This is a genomic window from Kineosporia sp. NBRC 101731, assembly GCF_030269305.1.
Lineage (GTDB): Bacteria > Actinomycetota > Actinomycetes > Actinomycetales > Kineosporiaceae > Kineosporia.
The window spans coordinates 1-12,416 of record NZ_BSTC01000023.1; the positions used below are offsets into that span (position 1 = coordinate 1).

At 70.6% G+C, this 12,416-nt stretch carries 12 protein-coding genes; 10 read left to right on the top strand and 2 right to left on the bottom strand.

Annotated elements, in window-relative coordinates:
* Positions 1-352: 352 nt before the first annotated feature.
* The 3 genes from QSK05_RS34295 (at position 353) to QSK05_RS34305 (ending at position 3,014) form a co-directional block, all read left to right on the top strand.
* Positions 353-1,333: an ERCC4 domain-containing protein gene (locus QSK05_RS34295; RefSeq protein ID WP_285601576.1), complete on the top strand. Its 981-nt coding sequence runs from the start codon at positions 353-355 to the stop codon at positions 1,331-1,333.
* Positions 1,334-1,385: 52 nt separating this feature from the next.
* On the top strand, positions 1,386-1,931 hold the full coding sequence (locus QSK05_RS34300) for a GNAT family N-acetyltransferase (RefSeq protein ID WP_285601577.1): 546 nt from the start codon (positions 1,386-1,388) through the stop codon (positions 1,929-1,931).
* A gap of 114 nt (positions 1,932-2,045) precedes the next feature.
* Positions 2,046-3,014: a putative endonuclease domain-containing protein gene (locus QSK05_RS34305; protein WP_285601578.1), complete on the top strand. Its 969-nt coding sequence runs from the start codon at positions 2,046-2,048 to the stop codon at positions 3,012-3,014.
* A 50-nt stretch (positions 3,015-3,064) separates the two neighbouring features.
* Here QSK05_RS34305 and QSK05_RS34310 read toward each other — a convergent pair whose 3' ends face one another.
* Complete coding sequence (locus QSK05_RS34310; protein ID WP_285601579.1) at positions 3,065-3,757, bottom strand: GntR family transcriptional regulator; 693 nt, start codon at positions 3,755-3,757, stop codon at positions 3,065-3,067.
* A 61-nt stretch (positions 3,758-3,818) separates the two neighbouring features.
* Here QSK05_RS34310 and QSK05_RS34315 point away from each other — a divergent pair, with 61 nt between their 5' ends.
* The 3 genes from QSK05_RS34315 to QSK05_RS34325 are packed head-to-tail and all read left to right on the top strand — an operon-like array spanning position 3,819 to position 6,341.
* Positions 3,819-5,132, top strand: a complete 1,314-nt coding sequence (locus tag QSK05_RS34315) for an MFS transporter (RefSeq protein ID WP_285601580.1) — start codon at positions 3,819-3,821, stop codon at positions 5,130-5,132.
* A gap of 47 nt (positions 5,133-5,179) precedes the next feature.
* On the top strand, positions 5,180-5,572 hold the full coding sequence (locus QSK05_RS34320; RefSeq protein ID WP_285601581.1) for a DUF3224 domain-containing protein: 393 nt from the start codon (positions 5,180-5,182) through the stop codon (positions 5,570-5,572).
* A 46-nt stretch (positions 5,573-5,618) separates the two neighbouring features.
* The gene (locus QSK05_RS34325; protein ID WP_285601582.1) at positions 5,619-6,341 is read left to right on the top strand and encodes an AAA family ATPase; all 723 of its coding nucleotides are present in this window, start codon (positions 5,619-5,621) and stop codon (positions 6,339-6,341) included.
* A gap of 16 nt (positions 6,342-6,357) precedes the next feature.
* On the opposite strand, the gene QSK05_RS34330 is transcribed toward QSK05_RS34325, so the two are convergent.
* Positions 6,358-7,098, bottom strand: a complete 741-nt coding sequence (locus tag QSK05_RS34330) for a FadR/GntR family transcriptional regulator (RefSeq protein WP_285601583.1) — start codon at positions 7,096-7,098, stop codon at positions 6,358-6,360.
* Between the two features lie 166 nt (positions 7,099-7,264).
* Here QSK05_RS34330 and QSK05_RS34335 point away from each other — a divergent pair, with 166 nt between their 5' ends.
* The 4 genes from QSK05_RS34335 to QSK05_RS34350 all read left to right on the top strand — a co-directional run bounded on the left by QSK05_RS34335 (position 7,265) and on the right by QSK05_RS34350 (position 12,415).
* Positions 7,265-7,969: an SGNH/GDSL hydrolase family protein gene (locus QSK05_RS34335; RefSeq protein ID WP_285601584.1), complete on the top strand. Its 705-nt coding sequence runs from the start codon at positions 7,265-7,267 to the stop codon at positions 7,967-7,969.
* A 75-nt stretch (positions 7,970-8,044) separates the two neighbouring features.
* Positions 8,045-10,945, top strand: coding sequence for a hypothetical protein (locus tag QSK05_RS34340; protein WP_285601585.1), 2,901 nt, complete (start codon positions 8,045-8,047; stop codon positions 10,943-10,945).
* The gene (locus tag QSK05_RS34345; protein WP_285601586.1) at positions 10,935-11,822 is read left to right on the top strand and encodes an ABC transporter ATP-binding protein; all 888 of its coding nucleotides are present in this window, start codon (positions 10,935-10,937) and stop codon (positions 11,820-11,822) included. Before QSK05_RS34340 ends, QSK05_RS34345 begins: the two co-directional genes overlap by 11 nt.
* The gene (locus QSK05_RS34350) at positions 11,816-12,415 is read left to right on the top strand and encodes an ATP-binding cassette domain-containing protein (protein ID WP_285601587.1); all 600 of its coding nucleotides are present in this window, start codon (positions 11,816-11,818) and stop codon (positions 12,413-12,415) included. Before QSK05_RS34345 ends, QSK05_RS34350 begins: the two co-directional genes overlap by 7 nt.
* The last annotated feature ends 1 nt before the right edge of the window (position 12,416 follow it).

The following is a 12,416-nucleotide window of genomic DNA, read 5'->3' on the forward strand; positions in this document are numbered from 1 at the left end:
ACTGCACTGGTTACGGTGTGGGAGAGTAGGACATCGCCGGACAAAAATTGAAGACAGTAATGGCGGCCCCCGCCCGACGAAGAAACTTTCGATCGGGCGGCGCGGGCCGCCATTACTGCGTTTGCGGGCCGGTTCGGGGCGACCACAGCGCGAGGGGAGGTTTACTTCGTCCGCCAGCAGGTCGTCCACAACCCCCCACCCCTTGTTCGTGATCATGCAAAGTGTCCCCGGGGACACTTTGCATGATCACGAACGAAGAAGGGGAGAGGAGGGAGGGGAGAGACGGCGGGGTTCCTTGTCTTCCAGCAAGTTTTGATGAGGTAGTACCGGCTTCACCCGGTAGCGTGAAGCTGTGGAGTTGGTGATCGCCCGTAACCCCGACCCGGACAGCCGCTTGCCCTACCTGCTACGTCTTCCCCTGGGCGAGGGACTGGTGTTCGCCACGAAAGATACGTGGCCTCGTACCAGTGGGCTGTACTGCCACCCGTTACCGCTGGAAGCCTGGCCGCTCGACGGCACTCTGGACGAGGTCGAGAAGGTGAAGCTGCGGGTCTGTGACCGGCGGGGAGCAGCCATCGACATCGTCGCCGACCGTGCCCGCGAGAGCCGCACCCAGATCGTGTTCACCCACGCCCGTGGCCGGCAGATGGTGTTCTGGCAGTCACCGCGCACGCGCAAGCAGTCCCGGCCCGATGTGCGTACCCCGACAGCCCGCGCGGCCGGGATCAGCGAACTCGAGATCCTGGTCGACGCCCACGAGAAGTACCCGTACAAGTTCCCGCAGCAGGCGGTCACGACTACCCGGCAGGCACTCACCTGCGGCGACTATGCCATCACGCTGAACGACCGGCTGATCGCGGCGGTCGAGCGCAAGACGATGGCCGATCTGATCGGAAGCCTGACCGGCGGACGCCTCCGGTACGCCCTTGCCGACCTGGCCGCACTCCCGCGGGCTGCGGTGGTGGTCGAGGAACCCTACTCGAAGGTCTTTGCCCAGGACCGGGTGCGGCCGGCGCTGGTGGCCGACGGCATCGCGGAGCTGCAGATCGCCTGGCCCGGTGTGCCGATCGTCTTCTGCGACACCCGGAAACTGGCCGAGGAATGGACGTATCGCTGGCTCAGCGCAGCCCGGGTCTGGGCCGAGCAAGAGGCTGCCCTGAACCCGGGACCCGCGCCGGAATCGGAACGGGAATCGCAGTCTGATGAGCCGGAGCCGTCCACGAAGGCACTGCGCGCCTGGGCCCGTGGCCAGGGGATGGACGTACCCGATCGAGGCCGGCTGCGCCCCGAGGTCCTGGCCGCGTGGCTTGCCGCCCGGAGCCCGGCGCCCTGACCAGGACGAAATTCCGGAGACCGGACGCCCGGGCGACCAGTAGCGTTGATCCGTGACCGAATTGCACACCTCCAGGCTGATACTCCGTGACGTCGCGCGCACTGATGCTGCCAACGTGCACGGTTACGCAAGTGACCCCGAGGTCTGCCGGTACGTGGCCTGGGGTCCGAACACCCCTGAGGACAGTGAGGCGTTCGTGCGGCAGGAGCTCGCCGTGCTGGCTGATCCGGGGCGCACCTCGTTCAACAAGCTGGTGACGATCGCCGAGACGGGTGAGGTGATCGGCGCGGTCGAGTTGCGCATCCTCAGCACGGCGCACCGACGGGGCGAGTTCGGGTATGTGCTGCGCCGTGACGAGTGGGGCAAGGGCTATGCCACCGAGGCGTCGCGGGCCTTGGTGCGCTGGGGCTTCGAGCGCTTCGGCCTCGAAAGGATCTCGGCGACCTGCGATCCGGAGAACAAGGCCTCGGAGAACGTGCTGCAGAAGGTCGGTCTGCAGTACGAAGGGCGCATGCGTCGTCACCTGAAGGTCCGCGACCGCTGGCGGGACTCGCTGATGTTCGCGATCCTGTCAGACGACGACCAGCCGGCCGGCTGAGCCGACCGGCTGAGGATCGGGGAAGTTCCGTGCGGTCACAGCGCACGGAACTTCCCCGATCAGGTTTATCCACACCCCGTCCCGGAGCCTCTCCGGGACCGGCATCCTGAAGAGATGCGGGAGCCGTGGGTTGCCCTGAGCGAGATTCAGCAGGGGGTGGTGGCCCGGTCGCAGTTGCTCGGCCAGGGCCTGTCCGCCCGACAAGTTCGGCGCCATGTCGACAACGGTCGATGGCAGGTGTTGTGGCCCGGTGTGTACGTCACTCATTCGGGGCCGGTGCCCGAACTGACGAGAGTGTGGGGCGCTGTCCTGTACGGCGGGCCCGGTGCGGTGGCCGGACCGCATGCGACGCTCGGGCTGGCCCGCCTCTGGCCTGGACATCGCGGCCCTATCGATGTTTGCGTGCCCCATGAACGCCGAGTACAGGCACGCGCGGGCCTGACGATTCATCGAGTGCGTGACCTGGCCCGGCGCGCACGACGCACGCTGAACCCGCCTCAGCTGCGCATCGAGCACGCGGTGCTCGACGTCGCGGATGCGGCCGCTTCCCCGGAAACTGTCTGCGACGTTGTGCTGAGAACGCTGCAGCGTCGGCTCGTCACGACTTCGCTGGTCGCAGATGGACTGGCCGCACGCCCACGGCATCGGTGGCGCCGGCTCGTCACCGAGTTGCTCGCGGAGTTCGCCGACGGAGTCCACTCCCCACTGGAGCGCCGATATCTACGGGAGGTGGAACGCGCCCATCGGCTGCCCCGAGGCGTGCGCAATCAGCTCGAACTCAGCATCGACGGTCGGCGGCGGTATCGCGACGTGCGCTATGAGAAGTGGCTGCTGGTGGTGGAACTGGACGGCCGGGAGGCGCATCCGGTGGACGAAGCATTCAGGGACCTGCGCCGGGACAACGCTGTGGTCGCCGGGGGAGAGGTGGTGTTGCGTTATGGATGGCGTGATGTCACGGCCCACTCCTGTGAGGTGGCGGCTCAGGTAGCCGCCGTCCTGGCGGTGGCCGGCTGGCGAGGAAGCCCGTCCCTCTGTGGTGCCTCGTGCCGGGTCAGGCAAGATCGGGGAAGATCGGTGCGGTGATAGCGCACGGATCTTCCCCGATCCGTCTGCTGATCCGCCGGGAGCGCTGATCACGTCAGCGGCGGCGGCACGGTCGAGCTCTCGATGATCGAGAACCCCCGCCCGCGCAGCCGCCGCTTCTCGTCGGCCAGATGGGTGAGCAGTCGGTCGCGGGTGCCGCGGGAGTGGGAGACCACCAGCCGGGAGGCGAGTTCCGGGTCCCGGGCGACCATCGCGTCCACCATGCGCAGGTGTTCGTCGCGGGCCTGCAGACGCGACTGGGCGGTGCGGACCTCCAGCCAGCGGGTGCGGCTGAGGCGGGTGAGCACGTCGCGCATGCCGTCGGCCAGGAAGGCATTGCGGGACAGCCGGGCCAGCGCCACGTGGAAGTCGCCGCCGTCGCGCAGACCGGTCTCCTCGTCGTCGTTGTCACGGTGGGCCGCGGCGAGATCGCGCAGGGCGTCGAGCTCTTCGGCCTCGGCGCGCTCGACGGCCAGCACCACGGCCGCGGACTCCACCGCCTCGCGGTACTCCATCACCGCGCGTACCTCGGCCAGGTCGATGGGCGTGACCTGCCATCCCCGGCCCTCGCGCCGGGTGAGGCCCTCGTTGGCCAGGCTCATCAGAGCGGCCCGGATCGGGGTGCGCGAGGCGTTCAGCATCGATTCCAGCCCGCGCTCGCTCAGCTTCTCACCGGGCATGAGCTCCAGCGACAGGATGGCTGCGCGCAGGGTCGTGTAGGGCGTGGCGTCGGCTGTTGCCACGGCGAACTCCTTTGGTATACCAATTGGGTACACCTAAACGGTACCGCAAGAAGGAGCTCCGATGGCCACCCCTCTGCCCACCGAGACCGTGCCCCGCGCTGCCTGGCGCATGCTCGGTCTCGGCGTGGCCGCGCAGGCCGCCGGAACGCTGCTGGTCAGCACGCCCGCCTACCTGATTCCTCTGCTGCACGTCGAACGCGGGCTACCCCTGGCCCAGGCCGGACTGCTCGCCGCCGCACCCACTTTCGGGCTGGTGCTCACGCTGGTGCTGTGGGGCGCCCTGGCCGACCGGGTGGGCGAGCGCTGGGTGATCGCCGGCGGTCTGGCGCTGACCGCGGTGTTCGCCCTGGCCGCGGCCCCGGTGAACGGGCTGTGGTCGCTGGCGGCACTGCTGGTGCTGGCGGGGGCCGCGTCGGGGAGTACGAACTCGAGCACCGGCAAGGTCGTCGTGGGCTGGTTCCCGCGCTCGCGACGGGGGCTGGCGATGGGCATCCGGCAGATGTCGCAACCGTTGGGTGTGGCCGTGGCCGCGCTGGTCGTGCCGCCCCTGGCCGGGCGGTACGGCACCTGGGCCCCGCTGACGCTGGCGGGGGTGCTGACGGGGGTGCTGGCGGTGGCGTGTGCGGTGGGGATCGCGAATGCGCCGAATCCGGTGCGTCAGCAGAGATCTTTCGAGCAGAGGACGATGCCGGCACCCGTCAGCGGGCGGGAACCGAGCGGAAATGCGTCCTCAAGCAAGAAAACCCAGCTGCACCCACCCGCGTCCACCGTCGACGAGAACCGGGACCTGCTCGCCAACCCCTACCGGAACAGCCGTTTCCTGACGCGGATCCACCTGGTGTCGATCCTGCTGGTGGTGCCGCAGTTCACGCTGTCGACCTTCGGGCTGGTCTGGCTGACCGCCGGGCAGGGCTGGAACGCGACGGCCGCGGGGGTGCTGATCGCCGCGGCGCAGTTCTCCGGGGCGATCGGGCGGATCCTGATCGGCTCGGTGAGCGACCGGGTGGGCAGCCGGGTCGGAGTGCTGCGGGTGGTTGCGGTGAGTGGGTTCGTGGTGATGCTGGCGCTGGCGGCAAGTGGTTCTCTGGACCGGGGTTTCGTGACCGGGGCGGCGATGGTCGCGGCGACGGCGGTGAGTGTGGCCGACAACGGTCTGGCCTTCACCTCGGTCGCGGAGGCGGCGGGGCCCGCCTGGTCGGGACGGGCTCTGGGCCTGCAGAACACGGGTCAGTTCGCGGCGGCCTCCCTGGTCGGGCCGGCCGTCGGAGGGCTGATCGCGCTGGTCGGCTATCCGGTGGCCTTCGCGGTGGTCGCGTTGGCCCCGTTGCTGTCGATCCCGGTGGTGCCGGCCCAGGACCAGCACCGGGCCGGTTGACGCATTTCTTCAAGGTTCTGCCCGGCCGGTGCCCTAGCTTGGGGCGCATGGCAGAGATACGGAGCGATTTCGAGGTCACCAGCTGGGACGCGGAGGTCTACCTGGAGCCTTCGGAGGGTGAAACCGGGCCGTCGATGAGTCAGGCCCTGGTCGGGAAGACCTTCACCGGGGTGATGGCCGGCACCAGTGTGGCGCGTGTGCTCACGGCGGGGGCGGCGACCGGACAGGGGTACATCGCCAGCGAGCGCTTCGAGGGCACGATCGACGGCCGCGCGGGCACTCTCGTCTATCAGCACGGCGGGATCATGGACGGCGACGACGGTTCTACTTTCGGCACCCTGATCCCGGGTTGTGGCACGGGTGAACTCGAGGGACTACGGGGCTCGATCCGCTTCTGGCACGACGACCAGGGTGCCACGGTGACGTTGCTCCTCGAGTGATGCCTGATTGGTCCCCGACTGATCCTGACGTGTTTAGGCTGACCGCATGCTGGTGCGTCGCGCGTACGTCGAGAATGCCGATCCGGAACGGTGGCCCTACACGATTCCGGCGGTCGGGGACCTGGCCGAACACGGCCTGACGTTCCGGAAACCGATCACGTTTCTGGTGGGGGAGAACGGCTCGGGCAAGTCCACGGTGGCGGAGGCGCTCGCGGAGGCGTTCGGGCTGGATCCGTACGGTGGCAAGGCGGGGACGAAATATGCCAGCAGCCGGGAGAAGTCACAGCTCGGTCAGGTGCTGAAGCTGACCACGTCGCTGGCCGGGCAGAACATGATGAAGGGCCCGCGCAAGGAGCGCAGCGGATTCTTCCTGCGGGCGGAGACCGCGATGACGATGATGTCGACCTACAGCGACGTGCCGGGGTACTGGTCCGGGCAGACCGACGAGATGAGCCACGGTGAAGGCTTTCTCACCGTACTCGAGGCAATGTTCGCCCGGAAGGGCTTCTATGTGCTCGACGAGCCGGAGTCCGCGTTGTCGTTCAACTCGTCACTGCGGCTCGTCGAGCTGTTCCACCGGCTGGGGCGAGCAGGTGCCCAGGTGGTCTGCGCCACGCACTCGCCGATCCTGGCCTCGACGCCGGGAGCGGCGATCTACGAGTTCAGTGCGAACGGCCTCACCGAGGTGGCCTGGGACGACCTGATGGTGGTCGACCACTGGCGGCGGTACCTGAATGATCCGCAGGCGTACCTGAGACACCTGCTCTAGATGGCTCCAGGTGGTTCTAGGGAGCACCCTGCCAGGTGATGGGCCGGTCGAGCGTCTCCGGGTGTTTTCTCTGCGCGTAGACCAGGTACTCCTGCACGTGCTCACCCATCGCCTCGGACGCCTCGTCGGGCCGGGACCCGGCGATCGCCTCGTAGATGCGGTGATGCGCGCGCAGCACGACCTGGCGGCGCCGCTGCGGTTGCTCGGTGCTGCGGGTGACGTCCATGGAGCCGGCCATCGCCTCGACCAGGAACCCGAACAGCGAATTGTCGCTGGCCCAGGCGATGCCCTGGTGGAAGCGCCGGTTCGAGTCCAGGTAGGCCTCCGTGTCGTGCAGGCCCGCCTCCATGTCGACGAGCGTCTGTTCCAGTCCGGCCAGCCCTTCGGGCGTGATGCGCTCGGCCGCCAGCCGGGCCATCAGGGGCTCGAAGGCCGAACGGGCCTCGGCCACGACCCGGTACCGGGCGCTGTCGAACTGCAGCACCAGGGCCAGGGTGGTGGCCAGGTTCTCGGCCGTCGGCTTCTGGATGACGGGCCCGCCACCCGGGCCGGGTTTGAACGAGAGCACCCCCTGCAACTCGAGGAATCTCAGGGATTCCCGCAGCGTGCCGCGACCGGCGTCGTACGAGTCCATCATCAGGCGCTCCGGCGGGAGTTTCTCCCCAGGGCCCAGCCCCTGCTGTTCGATGTCCCGCACGATGCGCTGCGCCAGGAGCAGCGCAGTCTTCTGCGGCTTCGTCGAATTGCTGTTCACCACGATTGGTATGGGCTCCTTCCCCGATCGGTGGATCGTACTGCTTCCGTACCGATTGCCGGTTCTGGGTGCATGGTGCAGATTCCGTGCGGTGCGCCCCTGTACTGGCGAAAATGACTGAACCGACGGCCACCTCGCGCCGGACGGAGCGGTGCTCTAGAACCGGTGGATGAACGGGATCGGCTACGACAACCTCAGCGGGCGGCCACCGGGGGCGCTGCTGACCGCACTGACCCGGATGTCGCGTCGCGTGCGCTCGGTGCAGGACCAGGTGGTGCCGTTCGCCCGGGCCTGGGGCGAACGCAACGCCCGGGAACTGGCCCAGGGGACCGGGCCGTTGTGGGTGGCTCTGGGCGACAGTATGACGCAGGGGATCGGTGCGCCCGCACCCGAGCTCGGGTACATCGGGCAGCCGGCTGCTGACCGGCCTGATTTTCGGCTGCTCAACCTGTCTTTCAGCGGGGCCCGGACGCACGACGTGATCGGCAGGCAGTGGCCCGCCGCGCTCGAGGTAGCGCGTGCGCACGATCTGCCGATCGGCCTGGTCACCCTGCTCATCGGCTCGAACGACTTGCTGCGGGCCGATTTCCGGGCAGCCCTGCGGACCGACTTCCCGCGGTTGCTGGACCTGCTGCCGCCCGGTTCGGTGGTGGGCACCCTGCCGAACCCACGCCCAGCGGCCCACCGGCTGAACGCGGCCGTCGACGCCGCCGCCTGCGCGGGCCGGGTACGGGTGGCTGAGCTACGGCATACGGGTACCGGCTGGGCCTGGCGCGGGCGGCTCGCGCCCGATCTCTTCCGTCCGAACGAGCACGGGTACGCGGTGCTGGCGGGGGCGTTCGCGCGGGCGATCAGAGGTCTTCCGGGGCCGTGACAAGACTGTCGGTGCGGCCCCCTACTGTGGGGGCCGATCGAGCGGGACACGTGGTTTTTCCGGAAGGGTGAACATATGGGTGGCGGTGGCTGGCCCCTGCTGCGCCGGGCGCCGGGGCGCATGCTGCGCAGCGGTTCACTCGCGGTGATGATCACGGTGAGTGTGGCCCTGCTGGCCGGGCTGGTGGCGGCCGGGCCGTTGTTCGGCCGGGCGACCGCGGCCGGTTCGCTGGAGCGCAAGCTCGCGACCGTGCCGTCGAACACCCAGCTCACCCGCCAGGCAGCGCTCGGGGTCACGGTGCTCGGGCCGTTCGCGTCGGCGGCCGAACCCCGGGTCACGAACATGGTGGACGAGGTGCCCTGGCTGGGCGAGCCGATCACCTCGACCTGGGCGTCGGCGTGGCAGCTCGACGACGCGCAGCCGACGCCGTTCCTGGCCGTCGGCCAGAGGCGACGCGAAGCCGTGCTCTGGTACCGCACCGGCGCGGTCGAGGCGCTCGACGTGGTCCAGGGCAAGCGTGGGGCCCAGGGCATCTGGCTGCCCGACAACGTGGCGACGAGCCTGCGTCTGGAACCGGGCGACACGTTCCGCGCCGGAAAGACCATCCAGGGCGGAGACATCCTGGGCTGTGCCGGTAACGGCACCGTGGCGCAGGTGCCGGGGATACCGGCCAACACCTCGGCCCCGGTGAAGCTGGCGGGCACCTACCGCACCGGCGCCGACGGCGCGCTGCCCACCGGTTCGTACTTCTCGTCCATCGCGTCCCTGTTACCGGGCGACCCGCTGGGCTGCCCGACGCCGGCCACGCTGATGATCGGCGACCGGGAGAGCGTCGAGACCGCGCTCGCCGCCGCACAGGAGACGCCGACCTGGACGTACTCCGCGTCGCTCGTCCCCGCTGGGCGCACCCCGCAGCACCTGGAACAGGCGGCCGCCGCGGCGCAGCTGCTGAAGGTGGCAGGGGCCGACCCGAGCAGCGAGCTGACCGGGCTGCTCACGGGCGAAGGGGCGATCGGCCGGGTCGAGACGGCCCTGCCCGAGCTGCAGACCCAGGCCGAGGCCGATGCCCGCACCGCCGCCGAACAGGGTCGAGGCATTGCCTACGCCGGTGGGGCACTCGGGCTGGCCGCGGTCGTGGTGGCGTTGCAGGCCCTGGCCCAGCGCCGCCGCCGCGAGACGGAACTGCTGCTCGGCCTGGGCACGCCCGTGCCGGTGGTGATCGGTGCCGGGGCACTGGAACTGTTGCTGCCGGCCGTGCTCGGCGCGGCCGTCGGCGGGGCCGGGGCCTGGCTGGCGTTCTGGCAGTTCGGTCCGCAGAGCGAACTGGGGCCCGGCGCCGTGCGGGCCACGGTGCTCGCGGCCGGGTTCGTCGCGGTGCTGACCCTGGTCGCCCATGCCCTGGTGACCCTGCTGCAGACCCGCACGATCGCGCGGAACCTGGCCGGGCTGAAGGTGTCCCGGGGCGGAGGGCCCTGGCTGCCCCTGCTCACCGGTGCCACCGTGCTGGCGGTGGGCGCCACGCTGAGCCGTGACGGCAACAGCTCGTACACCGACCCGCTGGCGGCCGTGCTGCCGATCCTGGTGCTGGCCTGCGGGTGCGCGCTGGTGGTGCGTCTGGCCGTGACGGTCGCGGGTCTGTTCGGGCGGTGGCGGGCCGGTTCCCCGGCCCGGGCTTCCCGCGGGCGTGCCCCGACGTCGCCCGACCGGCTGGTGCTGCGGGGGCTGCGGAACACCGGGGTGGCGGTGGCCGACCTGGTGGTGGTGCTCGCCATCGGGATCGGCGTGCTGGCCTACGGTCTGGTGTCGGCGAACGCCGTGCACGCCTCCGCGCTGGACAAGGCCTCGGTGATGGCCGGGGCGAACAGCGCGGCCCGCATTCCGCATTCCTACGACCTCGGTGGGGGAGAGGGCCCCACACCGGATCTGCCCGCCGGGCGTTCCGTGGTCTGGAGGGCCACTGGTCAGCTGCGGCCCGACTACGTCACGGTCGACGTGCTCGTGGTCGACCCCGCGGGCCTGCGCCGGGCCGCCAGCTGGGGTGAGGGGCCGGAGCTGGCGGAAGCACGGACCGCGCTAGGCCTTCTGGAGTCAGAGGGGACGGGCGGCTCAGGCGGTGAAGCCTCGGGCCGCACAGTTTCGGGCAGCGCCGTTTCGGAGAGCGGTAGCACGAGCGCCGATGCGCGGAACGCGACGGTTCCGGCCGTCCTGGTCGGGGTGGACGCGAACAGCGCCGGGGCGACGGGCAGCGGCGGCACCGTGCTCATGGGGGCCGACGAGATCAAGATCGGTGTGCGCGGTTCGGTGAAGACATTCCCCGGCACCGGGCGGCCGACGATCCTCTTCGACGCAACCTCACTGTTCGCCTCGTTCGACGCCCGCAACCCCAACCTCGACCCGGCGCGGAAGGGGATCAGCGAGAGACAGGGCACGTTCGCGACCTGGGTGTGGTCCCAGGAGTCGCCCACCTCGCTCGACCGTTATCTGGCGGACCGGAACATCACGGTGACGAGCTCCCGGTCGCTGGAGGAGTCGCTGGCCACGCCGGTGCTCACGTCCAGCGGCTGGGCGGCGAGCTATCAGGTGGTCCTCGGGGCCGCGGCCGCCGCCCTGGCCGGGCTGTCGGTCGTGGTGGCCGTGGACCGGCGGGTCGCCCGCGCGGCCCCGGTCGACCTGGTGCTGCGGCGGTTCGGCCTGCGCCGCTCCCGCCTGATCCGTTTGCGGGCCACGGAACTCGCGCTCACCTGCCTGGGGGCGCTGGCCGCCCTCGCACCCCCGTTCGCCCTGATGCTCGTGTTGCTACCCCGTCTGGTCGAGCCCGGGCCCGACCTGGCCCCGGCCATGGGCATCCGGGTGCCGCTCGGGCCACTGGCGCTCAGCGCTCTGGCGGCTGCCGTCGTCACCGTGGTCGCCGTCATGGTCGCCGCCCGGCGCTCGGCCACCCTGAAACCTGCCGAGGTGCTGCGCGATGACCAGTGACGACATCACCGCCGGGTTCCGTAGCGTGGTGCGGATCTACCAGGCGGTCTCGGGTGAGGTGCACGCCCTGCGGGGTGTCGACGTGGACTTCCCGCGCGGCAGCCTGACCGCCATCGCCGGGCCCTCCGGCGGTGGGAAGAGCACACTGCTGTCGATCCTGTCCCTGCGCGACCGGGCGAGCGCGGGCACCGTGACGATGTTCGGCACCGACGTCACCCGCGCTCGCGGATCGGTACTGAACGGATTGCGCCGCAACGGTATTGCCTGGGTTCCGCAGCGTCCGGCGCACGGGTTGTTCCCGCACCTGACCGCGATGGAAAATCTGCGGCAGGTCGCGCGCACCCGGGGCCGCACGCAGGGTCTGGCGCCGGGGGCGGTGCTGGAGATGCTGGCCCTGTCGCACCGGGCCGACGCCCGCCCGGCCCGGCTCTCCGGCGGTGAGCAGCAGCGCCTGGCCGTCGCCGCCGCGCTGACCCACGCCCCCGACCTGGTGGTGGCCGACGAGCCGACCGCCGAGCTGGACGACGACAACGCCGGCCGGGTCATCGCGGCCCTGAGGTCGATCGCCGCCGCGGGCACCACCTGCGTGCTCTCGACCCACGACTCCCGCGCCCTGCGTCTTCTCCCGCGGGTGCTGCACCTGCGGCACGGGGTGCTCTCGGCCGAACGCTCGGGCACGGAGCTGCACGAGGAGTCGGGCCGGGCGCGCACCGCCGACGCGGTCATCGACGGCGCCGGGCGACTCCAGCTGCCGCCCGAGGCCCTCCAGCTCTTCCCGGGCCGGCGGGCGAGGGTGCGCATCGAAGAGGGACGGGTGATTCTGCAGGCGCCGGAGACGGTTGTGCCGGGGGACGGAGCGGAGGGGGCGTCATGCTGACCGTGGAGAACGTCGGGCACGGGGTGCTCGACGGGGTCGACCTGACGGCCGGGCCCGGCCTGCTGGTCGCGCTGACCGGGCACTCGGGCTCGGGCAAGTCCACGTTGTGTCATCTGATCGCCGGGTTCGAGCGGCCGGAGCGGGGCCTGGTGCTGCTCGACGGCACCCCCACGGCCGACCTGACCGACTGGGCCCGGATCGCGGTCGTGCCGCAGCGCCTGGCCCTGCTGGCCGAGCTCGACGGGGTGGAGAACCTGGTGCTGCCCGCGCTCGCCGCCGGTCACCCGGCCGCCCCCGACCGGGCCGCCGAGCTGCTCGACCGGCTCGGGGTCGGGGTGCTGGCGGGCCGTCCGGTCGGTGGGGGATCGATCGGGGAACAGCAGCGCGTCGCGGTGGCCCGGGCCCTGCTGCCCGGTGCCCAGCTCGTCGTCCTCGACGAGCCGACCGGTCACCAGGACGACGAGAACGCCCGCCGCGTCATCGATACCGTGCTCGACCAGGTCGGTCAGGGCACGCTGGTCGTCACCTCGACCCACGACCCGAGAATGCTGGAACACGCGTCCCTGACCCTCGCCCTGGGCACCGGCTCCTGAG

Excerpts from the sequence above, each read along its gene's own strand:
- QSK05_RS34305 (WP_285601578.1), top strand. The coding sequence starts at position 2,046 with ATGCGGGAGCCGTGGGTTGCCCTGAGCGAGATTCAGCAGGGGGTGGTG.
- QSK05_RS34315 (WP_285601580.1), top strand. The coding sequence starts at position 3,819 with ATGGCCACCCCTCTGCCCACCGAGACCGTGCCCCGCGCTGCCTGGCGC.
- QSK05_RS34320 (WP_285601581.1), top strand. The coding sequence starts at position 5,180 with ATGGCAGAGATACGGAGCGATTTCGAGGTCACCAGCTGGGACGCGGAG.
- QSK05_RS34325 (WP_285601582.1), top strand. The coding sequence starts at position 5,619 with ATGCTGGTGCGTCGCGCGTACGTCGAGAATGCCGATCCGGAACGGTGG.
- QSK05_RS34335 (WP_285601584.1), top strand. The coding sequence starts at position 7,265 with ATGAACGGGATCGGCTACGACAACCTCAGCGGGCGGCCACCGGGGGCG.
- QSK05_RS34340 (WP_285601585.1), top strand. The coding sequence starts at position 8,045 with ATGGGTGGCGGTGGCTGGCCCCTGCTGCGCCGGGCGCCGGGGCGCATG.
- QSK05_RS34345 (WP_285601586.1), top strand. The coding sequence starts at position 10,935 with ATGACCAGTGACGACATCACCGCCGGGTTCCGTAGCGTGGTGCGGATC.
- QSK05_RS34350 (WP_285601587.1), top strand. The coding sequence starts at position 11,816 with ATGCTGACCGTGGAGAACGTCGGGCACGGGGTGCTCGACGGGGTCGAC.